Origin of the sequence: Fictibacillus phosphorivorans, assembly GCF_001619875.1 — a bacterium.
In the GTDB taxonomy this organism is placed as follows: domain Bacteria; phylum Bacillota; class Bacilli; order Bacillales; family Fictibacillaceae; genus Fictibacillus; species Fictibacillus phosphorivorans_B.
Genome location: NZ_LRFC01000038.1, coordinates 429,900 through 449,642, shown reverse-complemented (window position 1 = coordinate 449,642; position 19,743 = coordinate 429,900). Strand labels below are relative to the sequence as shown.

18 protein-coding genes are annotated in these 19,743 nt (G+C 39.9%); 6 read left to right on the top strand and 12 right to left on the bottom strand.

The genetic code is table 11. From position 1 onward, the window contains the following. Positions 1-224: 224 nt before the first annotated feature. Positions 225-383 carry a ribbon-helix-helix domain-containing protein gene (locus AWM68_RS22070; RefSeq protein WP_331710057.1) on the bottom strand — a complete coding sequence of 53 codons (159 nt, stop codon included), beginning with the start codon at positions 381-383 and terminating at the stop codon, positions 225-227. 412 nt (positions 384-795) lie between these two features. On the opposite strand from AWM68_RS22070, the gene AWM68_RS18240 reads away from it, so the two are divergent. From AWM68_RS18240 to AWM68_RS18230, 3 genes are all read left to right on the top strand, one after another. Next, positions 796-1,710: an LCP family protein gene (locus tag AWM68_RS18240; protein WP_066245731.1), complete on the top strand. Its 915-nt coding sequence runs from the start codon at positions 796-798 to the stop codon at positions 1,708-1,710. Positions 1,711-1,945: 235 nt separating this feature from the next. After that, positions 1,946-2,248 carry a DUF3846 domain-containing protein gene (locus tag AWM68_RS18235; RefSeq protein ID WP_066245089.1) on the top strand — a complete coding sequence of 101 codons (303 nt, stop codon included), beginning with the start codon at positions 1,946-1,948 and terminating at the stop codon, positions 2,246-2,248. Positions 2,249-2,425: 177 nt separating this feature from the next. Continuing rightward, the gene (locus AWM68_RS18230; protein ID WP_066245087.1) at positions 2,426-4,099 is read left to right on the top strand and encodes a bifunctional metallophosphatase/5'-nucleotidase; all 1,674 of its coding nucleotides are present in this window, start codon (positions 2,426-2,428) and stop codon (positions 4,097-4,099) included. A 51-nt stretch (positions 4,100-4,150) separates the two neighbouring features. On the opposite strand, the gene AWM68_RS18225 is transcribed toward AWM68_RS18230, so the two are convergent. The 5 genes from AWM68_RS18225 to galU all read right to left on the bottom strand — a co-directional run bounded on the left by AWM68_RS18225 (position 4,151) and on the right by galU (position 7,477). After that, entirely contained in the window at positions 4,151-4,585 is a 435-nt protein-coding gene (locus AWM68_RS18225) for a hypothetical protein (RefSeq protein ID WP_066245085.1), read from the bottom strand. A 39-nt stretch (positions 4,586-4,624) separates the two neighbouring features. After that, complete coding sequence (locus tag AWM68_RS18220; protein ID WP_066245083.1) at positions 4,625-5,026, bottom strand: hypothetical protein; 402 nt, start codon at positions 5,024-5,026, stop codon at positions 4,625-4,627. Positions 5,027-5,140: 114 nt separating this feature from the next. Continuing rightward, the gene (locus tag AWM68_RS18215; protein WP_066245081.1) at positions 5,141-5,374 is read right to left on the bottom strand and encodes a hypothetical protein; all 234 of its coding nucleotides are present in this window, start codon (positions 5,372-5,374) and stop codon (positions 5,141-5,143) included. A gap of 113 nt (positions 5,375-5,487) precedes the next feature. Continuing rightward, on the bottom strand, positions 5,488-6,516 hold the full coding sequence (gene galE / locus AWM68_RS18210) for a UDP-glucose 4-epimerase GalE (protein WP_066245079.1): 1,029 nt from the start codon (positions 6,514-6,516) through the stop codon (positions 5,488-5,490). Between the two features lie 70 nt (positions 6,517-6,586). Beyond that, positions 6,587-7,477: a UTP--glucose-1-phosphate uridylyltransferase GalU gene (gene galU, locus AWM68_RS18205; RefSeq protein WP_066245078.1), complete on the bottom strand. Its 891-nt coding sequence runs from the start codon at positions 7,475-7,477 to the stop codon at positions 6,587-6,589. A gap of 496 nt (positions 7,478-7,973) precedes the next feature. Between galU and AWM68_RS18200 the strand changes: the two genes are divergently transcribed. Then, positions 7,974-8,840, top strand: a complete 867-nt coding sequence (locus AWM68_RS18200; protein ID WP_066245075.1) for an SDR family oxidoreductase — start codon at positions 7,974-7,976, stop codon at positions 8,838-8,840. A gap of 456 nt (positions 8,841-9,296) precedes the next feature. Beyond that, positions 9,297-10,220 (top strand): hypothetical protein, encoded by a 924-nt coding sequence (locus AWM68_RS18195; RefSeq protein ID WP_066245073.1) that lies wholly within the window; start codon positions 9,297-9,299, stop codon positions 10,218-10,220. Between the two features lie 136 nt (positions 10,221-10,356). Here AWM68_RS18195 and AWM68_RS18190 read toward each other — a convergent pair whose 3' ends face one another. Next, positions 10,357-11,343 (bottom strand): hypothetical protein, encoded by a 987-nt coding sequence (locus AWM68_RS18190; protein WP_066245071.1) that lies wholly within the window; start codon positions 11,341-11,343, stop codon positions 10,357-10,359. 411 nt (positions 11,344-11,754) lie between these two features. Then, on the bottom strand, positions 11,755-14,067 hold the full coding sequence (locus tag AWM68_RS18185; RefSeq protein WP_066245069.1) for a glycerophosphodiester phosphodiesterase family protein: 2,313 nt from the start codon (positions 14,065-14,067) through the stop codon (positions 11,755-11,757). 179 nt (positions 14,068-14,246) lie between these two features. Here AWM68_RS18185 and AWM68_RS18180 point away from each other — a divergent pair, with 179 nt between their 5' ends. Next, entirely contained in the window at positions 14,247-14,810 is a 564-nt protein-coding gene (locus tag AWM68_RS18180) for a glycerol-3-phosphate responsive antiterminator (RefSeq protein ID WP_066245067.1), read from the top strand. Here the strand turns inward: AWM68_RS18180 and AWM68_RS18175 are convergent. From AWM68_RS18175 to AWM68_RS18160, 4 genes are read right to left on the bottom strand one after another with little or no spacing between them, the layout of a single operon-like run. Further along, positions 14,805-15,581, bottom strand: a complete 777-nt coding sequence (locus AWM68_RS18175; RefSeq protein ID WP_066245065.1) for an HAD-IIA family hydrolase — start codon at positions 15,579-15,581, stop codon at positions 14,805-14,807. The two genes, AWM68_RS18180 and AWM68_RS18175, sit on opposite strands and share 6 nt — an antisense overlap. 22 nt (positions 15,582-15,603) lie before the next feature. Continuing rightward, complete coding sequence (locus tag AWM68_RS18170) at positions 15,604-17,304, bottom strand: ABC transporter permease (RefSeq protein ID WP_066245063.1); 1,701 nt, start codon at positions 17,302-17,304, stop codon at positions 15,604-15,606. Continuing rightward, the gene (locus AWM68_RS18165; RefSeq protein WP_066245062.1) at positions 17,301-18,431 is read right to left on the bottom strand and encodes an ABC transporter ATP-binding protein; all 1,131 of its coding nucleotides are present in this window, start codon (positions 18,429-18,431) and stop codon (positions 17,301-17,303) included. The genes AWM68_RS18170 and AWM68_RS18165 overlap by 4 nt, the downstream gene beginning before the upstream one ends. Positions 18,432-18,453: 22 nt before the next feature. After that, positions 18,454-19,488 (bottom strand): ABC transporter substrate-binding protein, encoded by a 1,035-nt coding sequence (locus AWM68_RS18160; RefSeq protein ID WP_066245060.1) that lies wholly within the window; start codon positions 19,486-19,488, stop codon positions 18,454-18,456. Positions 19,489-19,743 lie beyond the last annotated feature (255 nt).

Sequence of the window (19,743 nt, the reverse complement as noted above, 5' to 3'; positions counted from 1 at the left end):
AAGGGTAGTTTAATTGTTTGCTAAATAAAAAGAGACCAAGTAATTTCTTCTATATGAAACTAGAGAGGATTCTTGGTTTTTATGTTGCGAGAGTAAAATAATCATATAATAAAAACATGGTAAGAATACTTGATACGCTTTCAGAGAACATTGTGAAATAAGAATTCTAACTAATGGAGTTCGTATGCAAGAGTGTTATTGCCAGAAGACATAAAAAGGACTCCTTATTTGTTGGAGTCCTTTAATGCTTTTTCTATTAACTGTCTGATTGCTTCATTTCTGTTTTTAATTTTATGATCATGCCAATATTTTACTATATCCGTTACCATTTCTTTTGGGAAAGTAACTAATATTTGAGTGTCTTTCTCTTTATCAACTGCCAAAGGACTATAAAAGTATTATAAGTTATATAACTAAAGTCGACAATAACTCCCTTAATATTCTTTTCTTGTTATACAACTTATATAACTATAAAAAGGGAGTGTAATTATGAATTTAAAAGAACTTTGTTCATTGTATGAAGCTAATAATAGGATACTAGGTTTTTCGGTATACACATTAAAAACATATATAATATTCAATTAGACTTAATGTTAGGCATTTCGGTGAAAAAGAATTAGAGAATATTAGTTTAGTAGATTTAAACATTATTTAGCTAAAGATGCTCAAAGATTAAAGCCAGCGAGCCTTGGACATCGTATTAGGTTTATACGTTCTCTTTTTCGATATGCTCATGAGGATTAGAATATTCAATCTCAGAAACCCGTGATATACTGCTAATTGGGGTATGAATTTATAAAGAAAGTAGCGAAGAAGAAGATGAAGAAAATACTTCTCATTATTGGGATATTAGTTGGAGTCACTGCACTCGGTATAGGCGGATATGGCTATTATTTGTATGAAAAGACCAAAACAACGGTAAATGACATGCAAGAGGAAGTGAAAATGGATCAACCTAAACCAGTTGTTCAAGGGGAAAACTTAAAGCCTTTCTCCGTTCTTCTCCTTGGAGTGGATGAACGTAAAGGTGACAAAGGACGTTCTGACACAATGATTGTTGCTTCTGTTAACCCAAAAACTGAAAAAATGTTCATGTTTAGCATTCCGCGTGATACACGAACACATATTGTTGGCAAAGACTATGAAGATAAGATCAACCATGCTTATGCATTTGGCGGAACGCAGATGGCACTTGATACAGTAGAGAACTTCTTGGATACACCAATCGATTATTATATAAAAGTAAATATGGAGTCTTTCCGTGATATCGTAGATGCAGTTGGTGGAGTAGAAGTAAATAACCCGCGGGCTTTTGAATACGAAGGAAATTCATTCCCAGTAGGTGCACAAGAATTAAACGGAAAAGAGGCATTGTCTTATTCCCGTATGAGATATGAAGATCCAAAAGGGGACTTAGGCCGTAATGACCGCCAACGACAAGTTATTACCTCCATTATTGACAAGGGTGCAAGAGTGACTTCTATTACAAAGTTTGATAACATACTTTCTATATTAGGAGACAACGTAAAAACAAACATGACTTTTGACGAAATGAAAGATATTCAGAAGAATTATAAAAATGCCAGAAATCAAATCGAATCAACAGAGTTTAAGAGTTCAGGGAAAATGATCGGTGGCATATATTATGGAATAGTAGATGATGCCGAACGCACACGCATTCAAACACTATTGAAAGAAAACTTAGAATAATAGGTAATTAGAACCAACCCTTGCTAAGGGTTAGTTTTTTTTCTTATACTTTTTTAGAATTGTATTCCATAGCCGGATAACAAGTAAGTACAAGGTGAACGTAAATATATTACTTTCTTACTAAATTTACTGTTTTCGGAAATTTAGACAAAAATCCTCTCATTTTACACCCCTTACCAATTTTATGGCTAATGGTATCATGTAATAAGTATGATGAAATAAAGGAGGTACTTCATTGTCTACAATTTCCGTACTTATGGTTGAACCCTCAAAGCGTCCATCCATAATATCTATTGATAATGATTTACAAGTGTTTGAAAATATCGTGAACGGGCCGCTTGATATGCAGCCATTCTATCGCTCTCCTTTTAAGATGGTTTGTAATGTTGACAGCGGATACGAACTTACATATGGAAAGAAGAAACCACAAGACAGTTTTTTTATTGTAAAACATGATGGTGAATTTCAAAGTCTGGATCGAGCAGAAGCAGAAGAAGTTCGGGATTATTTAAAAGACAAGATGAAGAAATGGAAGTAACAAAAAGCCTTGCCACCATGCAGGCTTTTTTGTTTTGCAGTTTTTTAGTTCCTTCTTACTATTTACTTAAGTTTTAAAAGTTCTTTACGGTTTTCGACAGAATTCGACTAGCATCTATTTACCTGAATGCTATAGTTAAGACGTGTGAAAAAAGTTGAATAAAGGGGTTGTAATAGTATGTCAATGAATCAAACGTTTAAAAGATTACTAGCTTCCACTCTTGCAGTAGGGTTACTTTCTTCCCAGGTAGCAGTAACTTCTTTTGCAGCACCAAAGGAAACAAAGAAAAAGGACCCAAACTTTAATTTATCACTGATGCACATTAACGATACACATGCCCGTCTAGATAACGTGGCAAAGCGGGTAACCGCAGTCAAAGAAGTGCGAGCAGCTAAACCAGATGCATTGCTTCTGGATGCTGGCGATATATTCTCCGGCAGCCTTTATTTTAATGAATTTAAAGGACAAGCTGATCTTGAATTTATGAATCTATTAGACTACGACTTAATGACATTCGGAAACCACGAGTTTGATCTTGGTTCAAGTCCTGAAGGTCACCAAGCATTAGCAGACTTTGTTAAGAATGCTGATTTTCCTTTCGTGAGCACGAACGTTGATTTTTCTAAAGATGAAAAATTAAGCCCTCTATATAAAGAACAATATGCAAGCAATCCGAAAGACAGCAAGATCTACCCTTCTGTTATTAAGAAAGTGAACGGTGAAAAGGTTGGTTTTATTGGATTAACAACAGAGGAAACGGCTGATATCTCTAGTCCTGAAGCTGTTGAATTCCAAAACTATATTGAAGAAGCGCAAAAAGCTGTAAAAGAATTAGAAGAGCGTGATGTAAATAAAATCGTTGCCATTACACACCTTGGTTTTGATGACAATCCCGAGTACGACAACGACCTTGAACTAGCAAAGTATGTAGATGGCATTGATGTAATTGTTGGGGGTCACAGCCATACACAATTAAATGCTCCTGTTGTCGTTTCAGCAGATGAAAATGGGAAACAAAAGGACTCTACGGTTATCGTACAAGCCTATCAATATAGCGATTTCTTAGGAACGCTAGATGTTCAATTTGATAAAAAAGGTAAAGTTATTGCACAATCTGGAAAGTTGATTGAGATTAAAGGGAAATCAGAAGATCCTGAAGCAGCTGAACTTTTGAAAAAGTACTCAAGTAAGATTAATGAAATTAAAAACACGCCAACTGGCGCAACGGCTGTAAAAGCATTAGAAAACCCTCGTTCTAGCACAGGTGGGGTAAGTGTACGTAATAGCGAAACGCCACTCGGAAACTTAATTACTGATGGTATGTTAGATAAAGCAAAAGAATACAATCCAAACGTAGTGATGGCATTCCAAAACGGTGGCGGAATTCGTGAACCGATCAACCAAGGTGAAATTACGTATGGTGAAGTTCTAACGACACTTCCTTTCGGTAACACGCTTGCAACGATGAAGTTAACTGGTGCAGAAATTAAGACGGCCCTAGAGCACAGCGTAAGCATAGCACCAATTGAAAACGGTGGATTCCTGCACGTTTCTGGCATGAAGCTTTCTTATGACAGCAAAAAAGCTGCTGGCAGCCGTGTTTTATCAATGGAAGTGAAGAACGCAGATGGCACATTTACGGCAATCAACCCTTCTCAAGAATATGTAATCGCAACAAACGCGTTTACGGCTAAAGGCGGAGATGGATTTACAGTCTTCAAGAACGCATATGAGCAAGGACGCGTTACGGATCTTGGTGCGTCTGACTGGGAAAACCTACGTGACTATGTAGCAGAGTTAGTGAATGTTAACCCTGTGGTTGAAGGCCGTATTGTTGATGTAGGTAGATAATACTTATAGTTACCAGGCTGGTTCAAAGATTTTCTTTGAGCCAGTCTTATTTTATTCCTCTAACCAATTATAGCGAGGTATTGTTCGATACGCTGCTTGCTCTCTCCTCTTCTCCGCACTGAACATACCACTTACGGTTCCATAGAAGTATTGCGTAAAACTCGTTTTAATTTTGCGTTTTTTATAGTGGAAAACGGATGTTTTGAACGCTTCAATCACTGTAGAAGTCAGTTGTTCGATCGGTGTTCGAAAGTTAAACTTTTTATAAGCAATTAGTGCTTTGTGCCAAAATGTATAGATTTCTTCCGCTCTATCAAAGAATGGTTTAACTGAATGGATAAACGATTGTGGAACGTTATCCGGAACAAAGGTGTAATCGAGGTCTTGATGTTGAGGAGTCGTTGAAGAGGGTTGAGCTGTGATAGTAACGTTCTTTTCCTGACGTATGTTTAGATCTTTATTTTCTAGATTTAGAAAGAGATTCAAAGATTCAGGTGATGTTTTTGTAACTTCCTCCTTACTCTCTTAAGGGGTTTTGCCGCTATCTCGATACGTCAGTTGCGTTTCAACCGCTACATCAATTGGGTGAAAAACAAAGACATTATGAGCGAATCCTCCGTTTGATCGGTATGTTTTATGGATCTTCAGGAAACCTGCTGTTTTCGCTTTTCGCAGCATTCTTGTAAAAGAAGCCCTGGATACTCCTCCTTGCTTTCGGGCACATGCGGAAACAAGTGTTGCGATCTTCGCATTCGCCACCCCTGGTATCACCACGCTGTACTGACTTAACACTTCAAACGCGATGTACTCCGATCGAGTAAAAAGATCAGGATGCTGCTGAAGAAACCTGTCCTTCTGCTGGTTGAACTCTCCTACACTTTTAAATTTACTCAAATGCTTGAACTGATATATGTTTCCTGCTCTCATTTTTCTCTTCCTCCCATTAACTGACTCATCCTATAAGTGTTTGGAAAAAGATAATAAGAGCCATTGTGAAGAAAAAAATTAATAAAGATGGCTTCTCAAGAGAAGCCATCTCATCTATATCGACTGATCAAATTTAGATAAAAACTCTTTAAACTCATAGTTTTTAATTTGTGAAGTACTCCATGATTTTTCAAACTGACTTAGTTTCTTTTTTACATAGTCGAATGGAGCTGTTCCTTGAAGTTCGTCTTCCAGGTACAGTTCGCAAACATTGTTTCCTTTGTAAACGACTTTGATACGGTGGCCATTTAGATGGCACACATACCCACCGTTAGTTAGCCTAATCATGTAACCACGCCTTTCTTTAGACAGAAACCTTTCTGCCATCTTATGTTTTAAGAACGTCAATTATTTAGTTCTTAATTAAGAACGTTTTAGGTAAAAAAATATATGCTGCTCATTTACTTAATAAGCGTGCGATCCTTTGCCTGCTCCTTAGAGTGAGTTTGCCACTTCCATGCATCTAGACACATTTCAAATACACTTCTTACTGCTGTCCACTTTAAAGTTCGATTGGCTTTCGTAGGATTAGCAAAACATACAGCTACATCTCCTGCTCGTCGTTCTTGTACATGGTACTCAATCCGCTGCCCTGTTGCCTGTTCAAAAGCACGCACCATTTCAAGCACACTATGGCCTATGCCTGTCCCTAGATTGAAAGCTTCTATCCCTGACGACTGAATTAGATATTCCAACGCTTTTACATGTCCGTTTGCCAAATCCACCACATGAATATAGTCTCGAACCCCTGTCCCATCATGTGTTTCATAGTCCGATCCGAAGATTGAAAGATATGGCAGCTGTCCGCTAGCCACTTGAGAAATATAAGGCAATAAGTTGTTCGGAATACCTTTTGGATCTTCTCCTATCAAACCACTTTCATGAGCACCGATCGGATTAAAATAGCGCAGTAAAGCAATACTCCACATGGGGTTTGATGCTGAGAGATCTTGAAGAATTTGTTCAGTCATCAACTTTGTTTGTCCGTAAGGGTTCGTCGCACGCAAAGGAAAATTTTCTGTAATCGGTACCTGATCGGGATCGCCATAAACAGTTGCAGATGAGCTGAACACTAAGTTATACACACGATATTTGTCCATTATTTCGCACAAATTTAAAGTGGAGATCAGATTATTTATGTAATAGCGAAGAGGCATTTCCACAGATTCACCTACTGCTTTAAAGCCGGCAAAATGAACCACGGCTTCAATCTCATGATAAGAAAAAACGGCTTCCAGCTGCTCTTTTTCGAGAAGGTCCGTTTCATAAAAAGTTAGAGTTTTCCCTGTAATATGCTGTATTCGTTCCACAACATCACGATTGCTGTTCGAAAGGTTGTCTACCACAACGACTCCGTAACCTGCATTTAACAGTTCAACACACGTATGACTTCCGATATAGCCTGCTCCACCTGTAACCAAAACGGCCATTCATTATTCCTCCTTTTTATATGCATAAAAAAACCGCTTTACAGCCCCTTAAGGCGTAAAACGGTTGTTTTTATTTGGCACGTACATCAGCTTTTGCTGCATGAACAATCTCGGTTAAGTAATTCAGTAAGTCATATTTAAGATCATCTCGTTGAAGAGCAAAATCAAGTGTGGTTTGTATAAAACCCAACTTTTCTCCGACGTCATATCGTGTGCCTTCAAAATCATATGCATACACGTTTTCTGTTCGATTGAGAGCTGCGATTGCATCTGTTAGTTGAATTTCGCCTCCTGCACCAGGCTGTTGCTTCTCCAAGATCTCAAATATTTGAGGCGTAAGGATATAGCGGCCCATAATGGCAACATTGGACGGCGACTCCTGTTGCTTTGGCTTTTCAACAAGGTGATTGATACCATACAACCGATCGTTTAGCTGTTTCCCATCAATAATTCCATATCGCGAAACTTGGTTCTCTGGCACTTGCTGGACACCAATAACGGATGATTTATACTCGTTGTACTGTTGAATCAGCTGTGCTAAACAAGGGGTATCTGATTGAACAATATCATCACCAAGCAGGACAGCAAACGGTTCGTTGCCGATGAACTTTCGCGCACACCAAATCGCATGCCCTAATCCCTTTGGTTCTTTTTGGCGAATATAATGGATATCTGCGAGTTTAGAAGGTTTCTGTACTTCTTCTAAAAGACTCAGCTTTCCTTTTTGAAAGAGGTTTTGTTCCAATTCATAAGAATAATCAAAATGATCTTCTATCGCCCTCTTTCCTTTACCCGTTACGATGATGATATCTTCTATGCCAGAGCGAACCGCTTCTTCCACGATATACTGGATCGTCGGTTTGTCTACAATCGGAAGCATTTCTTTCGGCATCGCTTTTGTGGCTGGCAAGAATCGTGTACCTAATCCTGCTGCAGGAATAATCGCCTTTTTAACTTTCATATGGTGAACTCCTTTTTATCGAATTTCACTTTGCTCTTCTAATTATATCGTACCCCCTTCTCTTTACCTTCCCTGTTTATTGAATCTTCACTTCTTTTTTACAATTCATATGCAATTCTTCCGAAAATCATACTGGGCATCTAACCCACCCTCACATCATACTAGCGACGACAAGCGTCTAAGGTTAGTTTATACACTAACCCACAATATGACCGAGCCCCTTCGTTGTTAACGATAAGAAGGAATCACCGGTTCTTAATAAAGAACAACTATATTAAAAAATGGGGTGTTCTTTAAAAGAAACACCATTTGTGTTTTATATTTGGAAAAACTGTACTAATAACAAATAGTATAGTTCTTTAAAAAGAACAAATCAACTGTTTTACTTTTGCGATGTTCGACGAGATATTTAAATTTACAGCGGAAATGTTTATTCAGTTGTGAGTTGGGAAAGGTAGTTTTAGAAGAAAAAAACCTAAAAGGAGTGTTTGCATACATGTCTAATCAAAATCATCCAACTGGTCAACCCGCTCAACATCAAAACCAACAACCTGGTGTAGAATCTGAAATGACGCCAAAGCCACAATCCGAAAACCCTACATACAAGGGAAGCGGAAAATTAAAAGGAAAATCGACGTTAATTACTGGTGGAGACAGTGGAATTGGTAAAGCGGTCGCAATCGCTTATGCCAAAGAAGGTGCAAATGTCGCGATTGTTTATTTAGAGGAATCTCAAGATGCGGAAGAAACAAAGAAACAAGTTGAAGAGGAAGGCGTAAAGTGTTTGCTAATCCGAGGTGATATCGGTGAGGAATCATTCTGTGATCAAGCCGTTCGAGATGTCGTCGGATCGTTCGGTGGACTGGACGTATTGGTGAACAATGCAGCCGAACAGCATCCACAACAAAACTTTGAGGATATAACAGCTCAGCAGCTTGAGAAAACATTCCGAACAAATATCTTTAGTATGTTCCACTTAACGAAGGCTGCTCTTCCTCATTTGAAGCAAGGAAGTACGATTATCAACACAGCATCAATCACAGCTTATCAAGGACATCCGGAGTTGATCGATTACGCCTCAACGAAAGGTGCGATTGTGTCGTTTACGAGGTCGTTGTCAAATAACCTTGTGAAGAAAGGAATCCGAGTGAACGGAGTAGCACCCGGTCCGATCTGGACGCCGCTCATCCCGTCTACGTTTACAGCTGATAAAGTGGAACAGTTCGGTAAAGACACACCGATGGGCCGACCAGGCCAGCCAGAAGAACTAGCGCCTGCATATGTGTACTTAGCGAGTGAAGATTCTTCTTATGTTTCCGGTCAGATGATTCATATTAATGGTGGTAAGGTAGTGAATGGTTAAGAAAGTTATATGATTGCAGCCCCCCCTTGTGAAGGGGGCTTTTTTTATGTTTTACGGTACGTGTTCTATATTTATTACATATTCGCGCACGAGTTCATGGTTTTTACACTGTTGAGTTGAAATTGCGCGCAGTTATGTTGAATTTGCGCGCATCGAGCCCCGTTTCGTGCAGGGTGCTCGCCGTTATACCCGGTTACCATTGATTTTCATATAAAAAGCATTCAAAACTACCTTTTCAGCTCTTAGAAAAGGTCATAATGATCAATATTCATTTAAATGAACTCAGATGATAAAGGTGGTTTGAGTGTATTTTGGGCTTGAGGTTGCTTTTTAAGGATTCAAGAGATCACCTGGAAAGTTTAGTAATATCGTCCCCTTCTATATTTTGGAAAATACAGTATACTATATTTTGAAAGTATTTACATATAAAAAGTGAGTTCACTAGGGGGCGCCATTTTGAAGACAAAACGTTTTTCTTTCTTTATCCTTATCCTCATTTTCCTTTTGTCTGCTTGCAACCAAAAGGAAACAGGCAAGCCAGCAAAATCTGAGACAGCTTACACAAAAGACACCACCACTACTGAAGAACAAGATTCGAAACAGCCTGAGGAAGACCCAGAAGCGAAAGAATCACCTGAACAAGAAGAACCGGTTGAACAAGAAACAGATGGAACACCTGACGCTAACTCTTCATCTATTGCATGGGATGGTCCATGGACTCGCGTCGGAAAATTTAATGGAGGTTCCCTTGAGATTAAGAATGTCTCTGACAAAACGTTTGGCTTTACACTAAACGTAGCTGACGGGGCAAATATCGGTATGATTGAGGGGAACGCTAGTATTGAAGCAACTTCAGCGACTTATTCTGACAACACCACTACAGGCGAAAGCTGTGTCCTTACTTTCTCTAACAAAGAGAATAAAATCGTTATCACGCAAACAGATTCTTGTCTTAGTTATGGAGGCAATGGTACTACCTTTGAAGGAGAGTTTGTCAAAGGCGATATAAAACCTGAAACAAAAACGTTATCTGATGTTCAAATCATATCTGCGAAAGCGGATGAACAGCTCAAAAAAATGACTGGCGATAACTATCACGTTTTTGTAGACAATATGCAAATGTTTGGAGAAGGAATTAAAGATCATGATGGCTGGGGTGCCAAAGTAGTGAACGGCGGCGTTCGTGGCCTTTACACCATCAAGGAAGCCATTATCATCATAGATGAGAAGAATGGTCTTATTTATGCCGCTGCCATTAAAGATGGAAAAGAAGTCATCTATTACACGAGCAATAAAAAATATGCCGCTCAATTACCAAAGACCATTGAAGTATGGCGTGAACAGTTTACTCAATACCCTGTTCGTTATATGACGAAGTGAAATAGTTAAGGTGAATCTTGATAGGAACTCTGATTCTGAAAAGGTTCTTTGCGAGAACAAACCTATATAAAAATTAATTGATATAAAAAAGAGCAACTTAAATTTTGGTTGCTCTTTTAAAATTTCATTTTTGATTTTATCCCTTTGTAGCTGCAACTTCCATGTGTTTTGTATCAATTGCCTTTTCATAATCAATTTCACAGGTTTCAATGTTAATTAAATTATTTTCTATAGCTGGTGTAATGTGGCTAATATATTTTTCCCTTGCATATTCCAAATCTGCATTTTTATTAAACTTTTCATCTGGATGGTTTACCAATATTAAAATTAACTTAGTAGGAATTCTATTTATCTCTGAATATCCTTTAATATCAGCAACCATATTATAAATCCGATCTATACGTTCATGCCGAAATGGTCCATGTAGAACTTCAAAGAAATAGTGAAAATCGGGAGTATCCATAAATCCATCAAAACGTCTCTTCCTCCCTTTAATCAACTGATCTGAAAAACTCATACTAATTTGGGGTACAACCTCTGAAGGCGTTAAACCCATTTTAGAGGCGACATATTCTATTGCATAATGTTCAGATTCTCTTAATAACATTATCGTATGACTTTTTGAGACATCTTTATTTTCAGATTCATTAGTCGGTTCAGAACCTGTTGTATGTTGAGAACTCTTATCATTTCCTTCATCTTGTGTTTTTTCATCATTTTGCAGCTCTGCGACCTCGTCTTCATATTCTTCTTTTGTACTAGATGGTAGAACATTTACAACCTGACTTTGATTATTCTTTTGATTGGATACTTGATTTAAAGAATTAAACATTAAAGAAAACATTTCTTCTTTAAATTTAATATTCTCTTTTTGAATTTCATTTTGCTGCTCCGTAATATCTTCATTTTGTGACTCTACTTCATTCAGTTTCTTTTCAATAGAAAACAATTTTCCTAACATTAACTTATCAAAGGAAAAGCTGAGCCCGAGAATGGCTATCAAGAGAATTAAAGTTACATGCGAGCCAGTAAGAATAATATTACTTTTCAAACTCCAGACTAAAATGATACCTACGAAAATGGATATTAGAACAATGAAAATTGCATATAAATGTTTATTCATCTTAAGTCCCAACCTTTTACGGTATAATTAATATTATTTGTGTTATTTTAACACATTTTACCTTATTTTTACACCGTTTGTCGGTATGTATAGTTACTTCAGGTTCATTAGTTCCACTTTTCGCCAAGCATATTAAACGTATGTTTAAAAAAACCATGTACTTTTCTTGATGCTACAGCTTTAATTGGGTGGCCATCCACTCTTATCTTCATCTACAAACAGCATAATCTAGTAAATCAGTAAACCTTCCATATAGTAACTTTTACGGTACGTGTTCTTATAATTTTTTCACATTCGCGCAGGATGCTGCGATTTTCACACGGTTAAGTATTAAATATCACTTCCACAATAAAAAAAGCTATAAAAAAAGAGCTGAAAACCTCACTAAGAGGCCCAGCTCCTCACTATATGCTATTTCACCGTCACTTCAATCGGCTCAGAGACCAAATTCCACTCTTCACCTAGCATTTCAAACGTGTGTTTAACAAAAACTTGTGTTTTACCTGGTGCAACAGCTTCAACTGTGTTCCCGTTAACACGCACTACTCCATTATCATCCGCCACAAAAAGTTCAGTCTCAATATTTTCACGCTGATCCACACGATAACTCACTTTCGCCTTCGCATTCACCGTATGTGTTTTCCCTACATTCAGATTAAGCTTCTTTAAAGGTGTTTCCAATTGAATTGGTGACGCTGTTAACCATTGTGTGTAGTCTGTAATCGGTCCAATCAACCCTTGCTTCAGCTTGTCCACAAATGGTGCTTCTGCTCGGAACGTCCAGTGCATGCTCATCTGTCCGCGCTGGCGCATGTACTTAATGAACTCTGCGTACACCGTGCCGTAGCTGGCATTCAGCGTCACATCATTGCTTGTCCCATAGTCTACCATCTTCTTGGCGTTCTTAAGCTTAGCGTCATACGAGCCAGGAACTGAAGCTGAGAAAAGATAGCCAATCGGCAGCTCAGGCGCTATCTCATTCATCAGCTGCATGCTGTCGAGATAAAAGCTCTGCATCGAAACTTGATCCATCATGCCTTCACTTTTGATCTCGTCGATTACTTGCTGTTCGATCCCGTGGTCTTTTAGTTCAACTAAAAGCACAACATCCTTTCCTATAAATTCTTGTAAGAACTCTTTAAACGTCGGTACTTTTTCACCAGCAAACTTCTCATCATACTTAATTCCTGCATCAAGCGAGCGGATCTCTTCTAACGTTAACTGATGAACCGCACCTGTTCCGTTCGTCGTTCGATTCACCGTATCATCATGCATAATGACAAGATGTCCATCTTTCGTAATCTGTACATCGGTTTCAATCTGATCGGCACCTAAATCGTATGCCATGCGGTAGCCGACCATCGTGTTCTCAGGAGCCATTGATGGAACACCGCGGTGAGCTGCAACAATTGGACGCTGAATAATGGTTCTTTCAGGATACTGACTGAACGCCGTAACGGCATTTGCTGGCTGGTTTGTTACGATTCCGTCAACACCTAAATGAAGCAGCTCATGTGTATCGGCCATCGTGTCACCGCCAACACCCCAAACCGAAACCATTCGGTTATGCAAGTAATACACATTATCCGCCGTTAGGTTCTTAAGCGGAATCATCACCATCTTACTTCCACTTTCATGAACTTCTCCCACGATCTGCTGAAGGTCATGTTTGTTTAGTGCACTTTTATCATAAACAAGTCCACCGCGGATCTTAGGATTTACCTCTTTTATCGCTTTAATAATTTCCGTCTTACTAGAAACGATTTGAACATCTGTTGTAGATGTTTCATTTAGTGCTTCAACAACCGCTTCTTCTATTCCAGTCTGTTCAATATGTAATACTGGAATCTTCTTCGTTTTAAGGCTATTTAACTGGTCTTTTAACAATTTATCGTTTCCAAATAAAGTACCCTCTCTAGACTCGACTTTTAATAAAGCGGATCCAGTCTTGTCATTGTAAGTCGCAACACCAGGTCCTTCAATTAAAGTCGGTGCGTTGATCATATTTGTTGGCGCTTCTTCTGGCAGGAGTACGCCTGAACTCGGAACCGGCGGCAAATCACCGCTAAAAGAAGTCAGTTTCACATTATCGTATTGAACAGTAGAACCCTGCGCTTGAAAGCCAATATCCCCATCCAGCCATTTGGATGCACCAGCCGTGTCTACTACAAGTTCTCCATCCACAAACTGCTGCACACGATTTTTACTCGCAATTACTTTTAGACGATAGCTTTTATTGTACTGAAAGTCCTCCTTATAAAAATTGGTTTCGGTAACATTCCAGGCATTCTTTTCTGTACGTTCCGCAAATTCCAGTCCGTTTAACGCTGTCGTACCGCGTCTAATCGCAAACTGATAATACGGATAGTTCTCCTTTTGTACACGATACATGATCGATGCCCACCGTGTATTTTCTACAGCTGACACAAAGGTCATATCCGCTTCGAACACATAGTTTCCGTTTTTATCGTCGGTTAGAGGTACAACTACTCGTGCAGGTTTGTTTGTTGCAGGTGAACTCAACACAAGCTTTCCATCCTGCACCTTTCCATCTCCTTCAACCACTTTCCAGCCATTCGGAAGAGCTCCGTTACTTATACCATCAAAAGATTCGTTTACGATAACCGTGTCATTCGCTTTTACCGGACTTGATATCTGTGGAACCACAAGACTTAGTGCTAAGGCAGACGTTACGACTAAACGACGCAATGAATGAGTTTTCACGTTACTAAACACCCTCCTGAAATAATAGTTTGTGAAACGATGAGCAAAAAGACCTACTTCACCTCCTTAAAAGAATCTAAATAAGTCATCAGTACCGTGCATTTCTGCTAACATATGGTAAACTTTTCATAGAGAAATCGTACAAATATTCAAAAAATACTAACGAGGTGGGAACAGAAATGGAACTTGTTAATATGGTAGAGTCACAGATTATTGCTTCGATTAAGGATCAGAAAGATATTGATAAGGCGATTAAAAGTTCAGCTAACATCGCTTTTCTTTTAACAGGGGACATCTCGACAGTTGAAAACTATATCAATCAATTGCGTGAAGCAGGCATGTATATTTTCATTCATCTTGACTTTATGGAGGGCTTGTCCAATTCCAGAAGTGCCGTTAAATACATTGCGGACGTGTGGAAACCAACTGGTATTATTACAACAAAAATAAACATGATTAAATATGCAAAAGAAGAAGGGTTAGTTACCATTCAACGAATTTTCTTAATTGATCGTGCGGCTATTCAAAAAGGTATAGAAATGGTTAAATCATGTAAACCAGATGCTGTAGAAGTGCTGCCTGGTTTGATGCCAAAAGTTATTGATCAGCTGTCGCATCAGCTCAAGCTTCCTCTAATCGTTGGCGGTCTCATTCAAGAAAAAGAGGATATCCTGTTAGCACTTGAAGCTGGCGCGCTCGCTGTGTCGTCTGGCGACCCACGCATGTGGAAGTTTAATCTATAGATATACTACCTCTTTTATACTATCAAGAACATAGGACGGCTTGTATAAAGATTTTGTTAACATTTCTCTATTGGTTACGCCTGTCATAACGAGAACCGATTGCAGACCATTCTCAATTCCCATACGGATATCGGTCTCAAGCCGGTCACCGACCATGTAGCATTGAGAAGGATCTAGTTTCAGAACTTGTGAGACGACATACTCAGCCATCCATTTGGAAGGCTTTCCTGTAATGGACTCAATCCGCTGACCCGTTACACCTTCTAGTGCACCGATCATGGCACCGCAATCCGGTATCTCTCCTCCTAGCACAGGACATGTTCGGTCTGGATTTGTCGCGATAATGGTCGCTTTGTTTAGCCATGCTTGAAAAGCTAGATTGATTTTTTCATAGCTGAACTGTCGGTCCCAGCCGAGTACGACGAATTTTGCTTGTTTCGCATCATACGTCATCGGGATACCTTCGTCAGCTAGCTCTTCAATAAGTGGCTGCTCCCCTATCACGAGTGCCGCTTCACCAGATTCTAGTGCTTCTTTTAAAAACTTTGCCGTAATGAAGTTGGAGTTGATTACTTCATCCAACTCGACTTCAATGCCTAGTTTTCTAAGTTTTTGTACATAATCCATGCGGGTGGATATGGACTTGTTTGTTAAAAAAACGACCTTATCCCCCCGCTGTTTGAGGGCGGCAATCGCTTCTGCCGCTCCCTCAATCAACTCTTCATCTAAATATACCGTTCCGTCCAAATCAAAAATAAACCCTCTAGTCAATGTTCTTCCTCCACCATCCATCTTATAGTTGATTTTTCGAAATGCGGTTTGCTATGGCTTGCAGAATTAAAACGATTATTACGAGAACAACCGACATGGCCGCTGCAGTGTAATATTCACCCCGCAAAATGTTCTGGAAAATCGCTAAACTCATTGGTGCCCAGTCTGCTGGTGCTAATAATATAGATATACTCGTTTCTTTAATAACGGTGATAAAAACAAGAATCGATCCTGCTGCAATTCCAGGCAGCATCAATGGTCCGATGATTGTAATCGCCGCTGTTAACGGTGTTGCACCTAAGTTAACCGCTGCCTCTTCAATATCTTGCTTGATGGCGCGCATCGTACCCATTGTTGAACGGACCATGTAAGGAAGTCTTCTGATCGTGTAGGCAACGATCAATAGAAGTGCCGTTCCCGTAAGATGAAGTGGTGCCGTGTTAAAGGTCTGAATGAGCGCGATACCAAACGCAATACCTGGTACAACGAGTGGAATGGACGTCATGAAGTCAAGTTTAGACGAGTTCTGTCTTACCACAAAGTACGAAACGAATGTCGCGATAATTACACTCAAGATAAGAGCGCCAAGTGCTAGCACGATACTGTTTTGAATATTGCCCATCGAACTCGAGAAAATCGTTTGATAGTGTGATAGTGTGTATCCGTTCGGAAGCGGATTCTTGCCCCATGTTGTCGCAAGAGATTGAAGCAAGATCGATATCATGGCAAGCACAGGGATGATCACAAGTACGAGCGAATAAACCGATAGCGTGCGTGTTAACCCTTTAGAGTCATTAAGCTTTTGCTGTTTCGGTTTCCCTGAAACAGATCCATAGTTCTTTCCTTTTGTAAAAAGGTGCTGCAGCCAGAAGAAGAACGCTGCAACGAGTACCATGATGACGGTCAGAATTGCCGCTCCACCCCAGTTAAAGAACCCCGCAATTTCACGGTACGCTTCAACAACCAGCAAGTTCAGATCTTTTGGTGCAAGGATAATCGGTGTACCAAAGTCTGAGAACGAGACGGTGAAAATTAAGAGCGCACTCGAAATCACACCAGGAATCGCGAGCGGAAACGTAACAAAAATAAACGTGAACCAGTTTCTTGCACCTAAGTTCAGTGATGCTTCCTCAAGCGAGATATCACTCACTTTAAACGCTGCCACCATCGGCCAAAGTGCGTACGGGAAGAAGAAAAATACTTGAACGAGCACGATTCCCGCCATCGAGTAAGGATTCAGCAGCATCCCTTCCCCTCCAAGTGAATTGTAGATATACGTCACCCAGCCCGCGCGGCCAAACATGATGATGATGGCGTATGCCGATATAAACGTTGGAACGATTAGTGGGATCGTACAGAGTGCTGCGATCGTCTTTTTAAACGGCATCGTTGTACGCGCGATTCCGTATGCGATTGGTATACACATCACGATAACGATAAGAGAAACTAAGATTGCGAGCTCTAAGCTATTTTGAACCGCTGAAAAGTACGTCTTGTTCGTAAAAATCTTTTCATAGTTATCGAATGAGGCTGAACTGAACTTTTCAATGGTCGAATTTAAGATGTTAGGATCGGTAATGGACCCCAACAAGTTGATTGGCTGGCCAGTGAAACTGACTAAGAAAACCGAAACCAGGGGCAGCAGCAAGAAAACTCCAAAGAAAAGATAGATCAACACTTTTACAAGGGTAAGTCCGTTGAATGAACTGAGACGGTTCTTCATATTAACAACACCCTCTCAGGATCGATTGTTAACTGCACCTTCTCTCCTTCTGTCAGAATTGACTCACCTGGAACAAACGTAGTATCCACCACGAGCTGGTATTCTTCTACTTTAATGTCATAGCGGACGATTGAACCAAGATAGGTGGAAACGAGAACGGTTCCTTCAATGATGTTGGTTAATTCATCAGAGCTGATCGTTCCTGGTTTAAACGCTTTAATGTTTTCAGGACGGACGATCACGTTTACTTCTTTTTGCTCGACATGGTTTGTCGATTTGATAAGAAAGCCGTGTCCTTTTACAACAGAATAGCCATTCTCCTGACCCACAACCGTTCCTTTTAACACGTTCGACGTACCGACAAAATTCGCAATGAACGGTGTAGAAGGCCTGCTATATAGCTCAATCGGTGTTCCGATCTGCTTCACTTCCCCGCTATCCATAACGGCTACTCGATCTGCCATACTCATCGCTTCTTCTTGATCATGTGTTACAAAGATCGTTGTGATTCCGAGATCTTGCTGGATGCGGCGGATCGTATTACGCATCGAGTGACGAAGCTTTTGATCCAGGTTCGATAACGGTTCATCCATTAAAAGTACAGCTGGCTCCATGACAAGCGCTCTTGCCAGTGCCACACGCTGCTGCTGACCGCCAGACAGTTCACTTGTGAGTCGAGTTGCATGCTTATCCAGTTCAACATATTCAAGGATTTCCATTACCTTTTGCTCGATCGGTTTCGGATACTTTCCTAGTTTTCTGTTAAGAAGCCTTAAATAGATTGGCAGTTTTGCCGCAATATTGCTTGAATTTAATTGTTTAATGTTCAAGCTGTAGGCGACATTTTCAAATACGTTCATATGCGGAAATAGCGCATAGCTTTGGAACACCATCCCACAGTTTCTTTTGTTCGGAGGAATATGGTTTACTTTTGCCTCTCCGATTTGAATGGTTCCTGAAGTTGGCTGTTCAAAGCCCGCGATACATCTCATCGTCGTTGTTTTACCGCAGCCTGATGGTCCAAGAAGAGCGAAGAACTCGCCCTCTTGGATATCCAGGTTTACATTTTTCAAGGCATGAACACCAGAAAACTCTTTTGTTAGTTGTGAAACTTTAACTGAACCCATCCTCTACCACCCCTAATGTGTATTACTGAAATTTCTCTTTCCACTCGTTTCTTACGCGGTCGTAGTTCTCATTTACCCAATCAATATCAAGATCGACAGCATGAGATTTTACTTTTTCAAGTGTAAGAGGAGTCTTGGATTCCACATCTGGATTGATCGGGATATGGTACCAGTTCGCTAAAATTTGTTGTCCTTCTTTAGAGAGCAAGAAATCGATCAGCTTCTTCCCGCCTTCAGGGTTTGGTCCGCCTTCAACGATTGAAACCGGGTTAACAAGGATTGGCGTCTTATCAGGCACAACGAAGTCAACGCTCTCCCCTTTTGCCTTTTGCTCGTAAGCCATAAAGTCGAATCCAACACCGATGTGTGCTTCACCCATAGATACGGCTTTCGTTGGAGCAGATCCTGAATCCGGCATAGAGTTTGCTTGATCCACTAACTTTTTGAAGTAGTCCCAACCTTCTGCCTCACCGCGTTGCATCATTTGGTTCAACACCATAAGCGTTGCTGTACCAGATGCTGCTGGGTTTGAGAACTGAATTTTACCTTTCCATTTCGGATCAAGCAGGTCATCCCAAGTCTTTGGTGCTTCTTCTGGTTTTACAAGGTCCGTGTTATAAGCAAAACCGAGTACGAATACTTCAACACCTACATACTTGCCGTCTTGATGCATTACTTTAATTCCGTTTTCCACCGTATCCCAATCTTTCGCAAAGTCAGGAATGTATTTTCCGATAATGCCTTTGTCAACAGCTGCTTCAAACGGAAGAATTCCTCCGCCTCCGTACCAAACATCACCTTGTGGATTGTCTTTTTCCGCCATCATACGGTTCACCAATACGTTCGTACCCGCGTATTGCACGTTAACAGAGCCACCATGCAGCTCTTCAAATTTTTGCCCAAGTTCTTTTGTCATATCAGGTGTTTCTGGAGAATAAAACGTAATCTTTCCTTTACCTCCGCCATCTCCAGACTCTTGATCCCCTGCACACGCCGTGAGCAAGAGTATACTCATCATTAAAATTAAAGAAGTAAAAATGGATAAAGACCTTTTCATGGTTCAACCCCCTATAAGTTTATGATCGATTTTCGGGCAAAGAAAAAAGAGAAGAAACACCAATGTAAACCCTTTCAAAAGAAAGGATTACAAATTGGGTTTCTTCTCATGGTCTCTTCCCGTCCGTATTCGATTACTTCCATTATACAAAATTATCAGAATTTTACAACCTGTTTTGTTATAAAAAATTTACAATTAAACACATACAGGACAATTATACCTAAAAAAGAGGAGCTAACTTCTTAATTGAAGTCA

Bases quoted from the DNA above. Each gene is read 5' to 3' on its own strand.
- AWM68_RS18230 (WP_066245087.1), top strand. From the start codon at position 2,426: ATGTCAATGAATCAAACGTTTAAAAGATTACTAGCTTCCACTCTTGCA.
- AWM68_RS18220 (WP_066245083.1), bottom strand. From the start codon at position 5,026: ATGAGAGCAGGAAACATATATCAGTTCAAGCATTTGAGTAAATTTAAA.
- AWM68_RS18215 (WP_066245081.1), bottom strand. From the start codon at position 5,374: ATGATTAGGCTAACTAACGGTGGGTATGTGTGCCATCTAAATGGCCAC.
- galE (WP_066245079.1), bottom strand. From the start codon at position 6,516: ATGGCCGTTTTGGTTACAGGTGGAGCAGGCTATATCGGAAGTCATACG.
- galU (WP_066245078.1), bottom strand. From the start codon at position 7,477: ATGAAAGTTAAAAAGGCGATTATTCCTGCAGCAGGATTAGGTACACGA.
- AWM68_RS18200 (WP_066245075.1), top strand. From the start codon at position 7,974: ATGTCTAATCAAAATCATCCAACTGGTCAACCCGCTCAACATCAAAAC.
- AWM68_RS18190 (WP_066245071.1), bottom strand. From the start codon at position 11,343: ATGAATAAACATTTATATGCAATTTTCATTGTTCTAATATCCATTTTC.
- AWM68_RS18180 (WP_066245067.1), top strand. From the start codon at position 14,247: ATGGAACTTGTTAATATGGTAGAGTCACAGATTATTGCTTCGATTAAG.
- AWM68_RS18170 (WP_066245063.1), bottom strand. From the start codon at position 17,304: ATGAAGAACCGTCTCAGTTCATTCAACGGACTTACCCTTGTAAAAGTG.
- AWM68_RS18165 (WP_066245062.1), bottom strand. From the start codon at position 18,431: ATGGGTTCAGTTAAAGTTTCACAACTAACAAAAGAGTTTTCTGGTGTT.
- AWM68_RS18160 (WP_066245060.1), bottom strand. From the start codon at position 19,488: ATGAAAAGGTCTTTATCCATTTTTACTTCTTTAATTTTAATGATGAGT.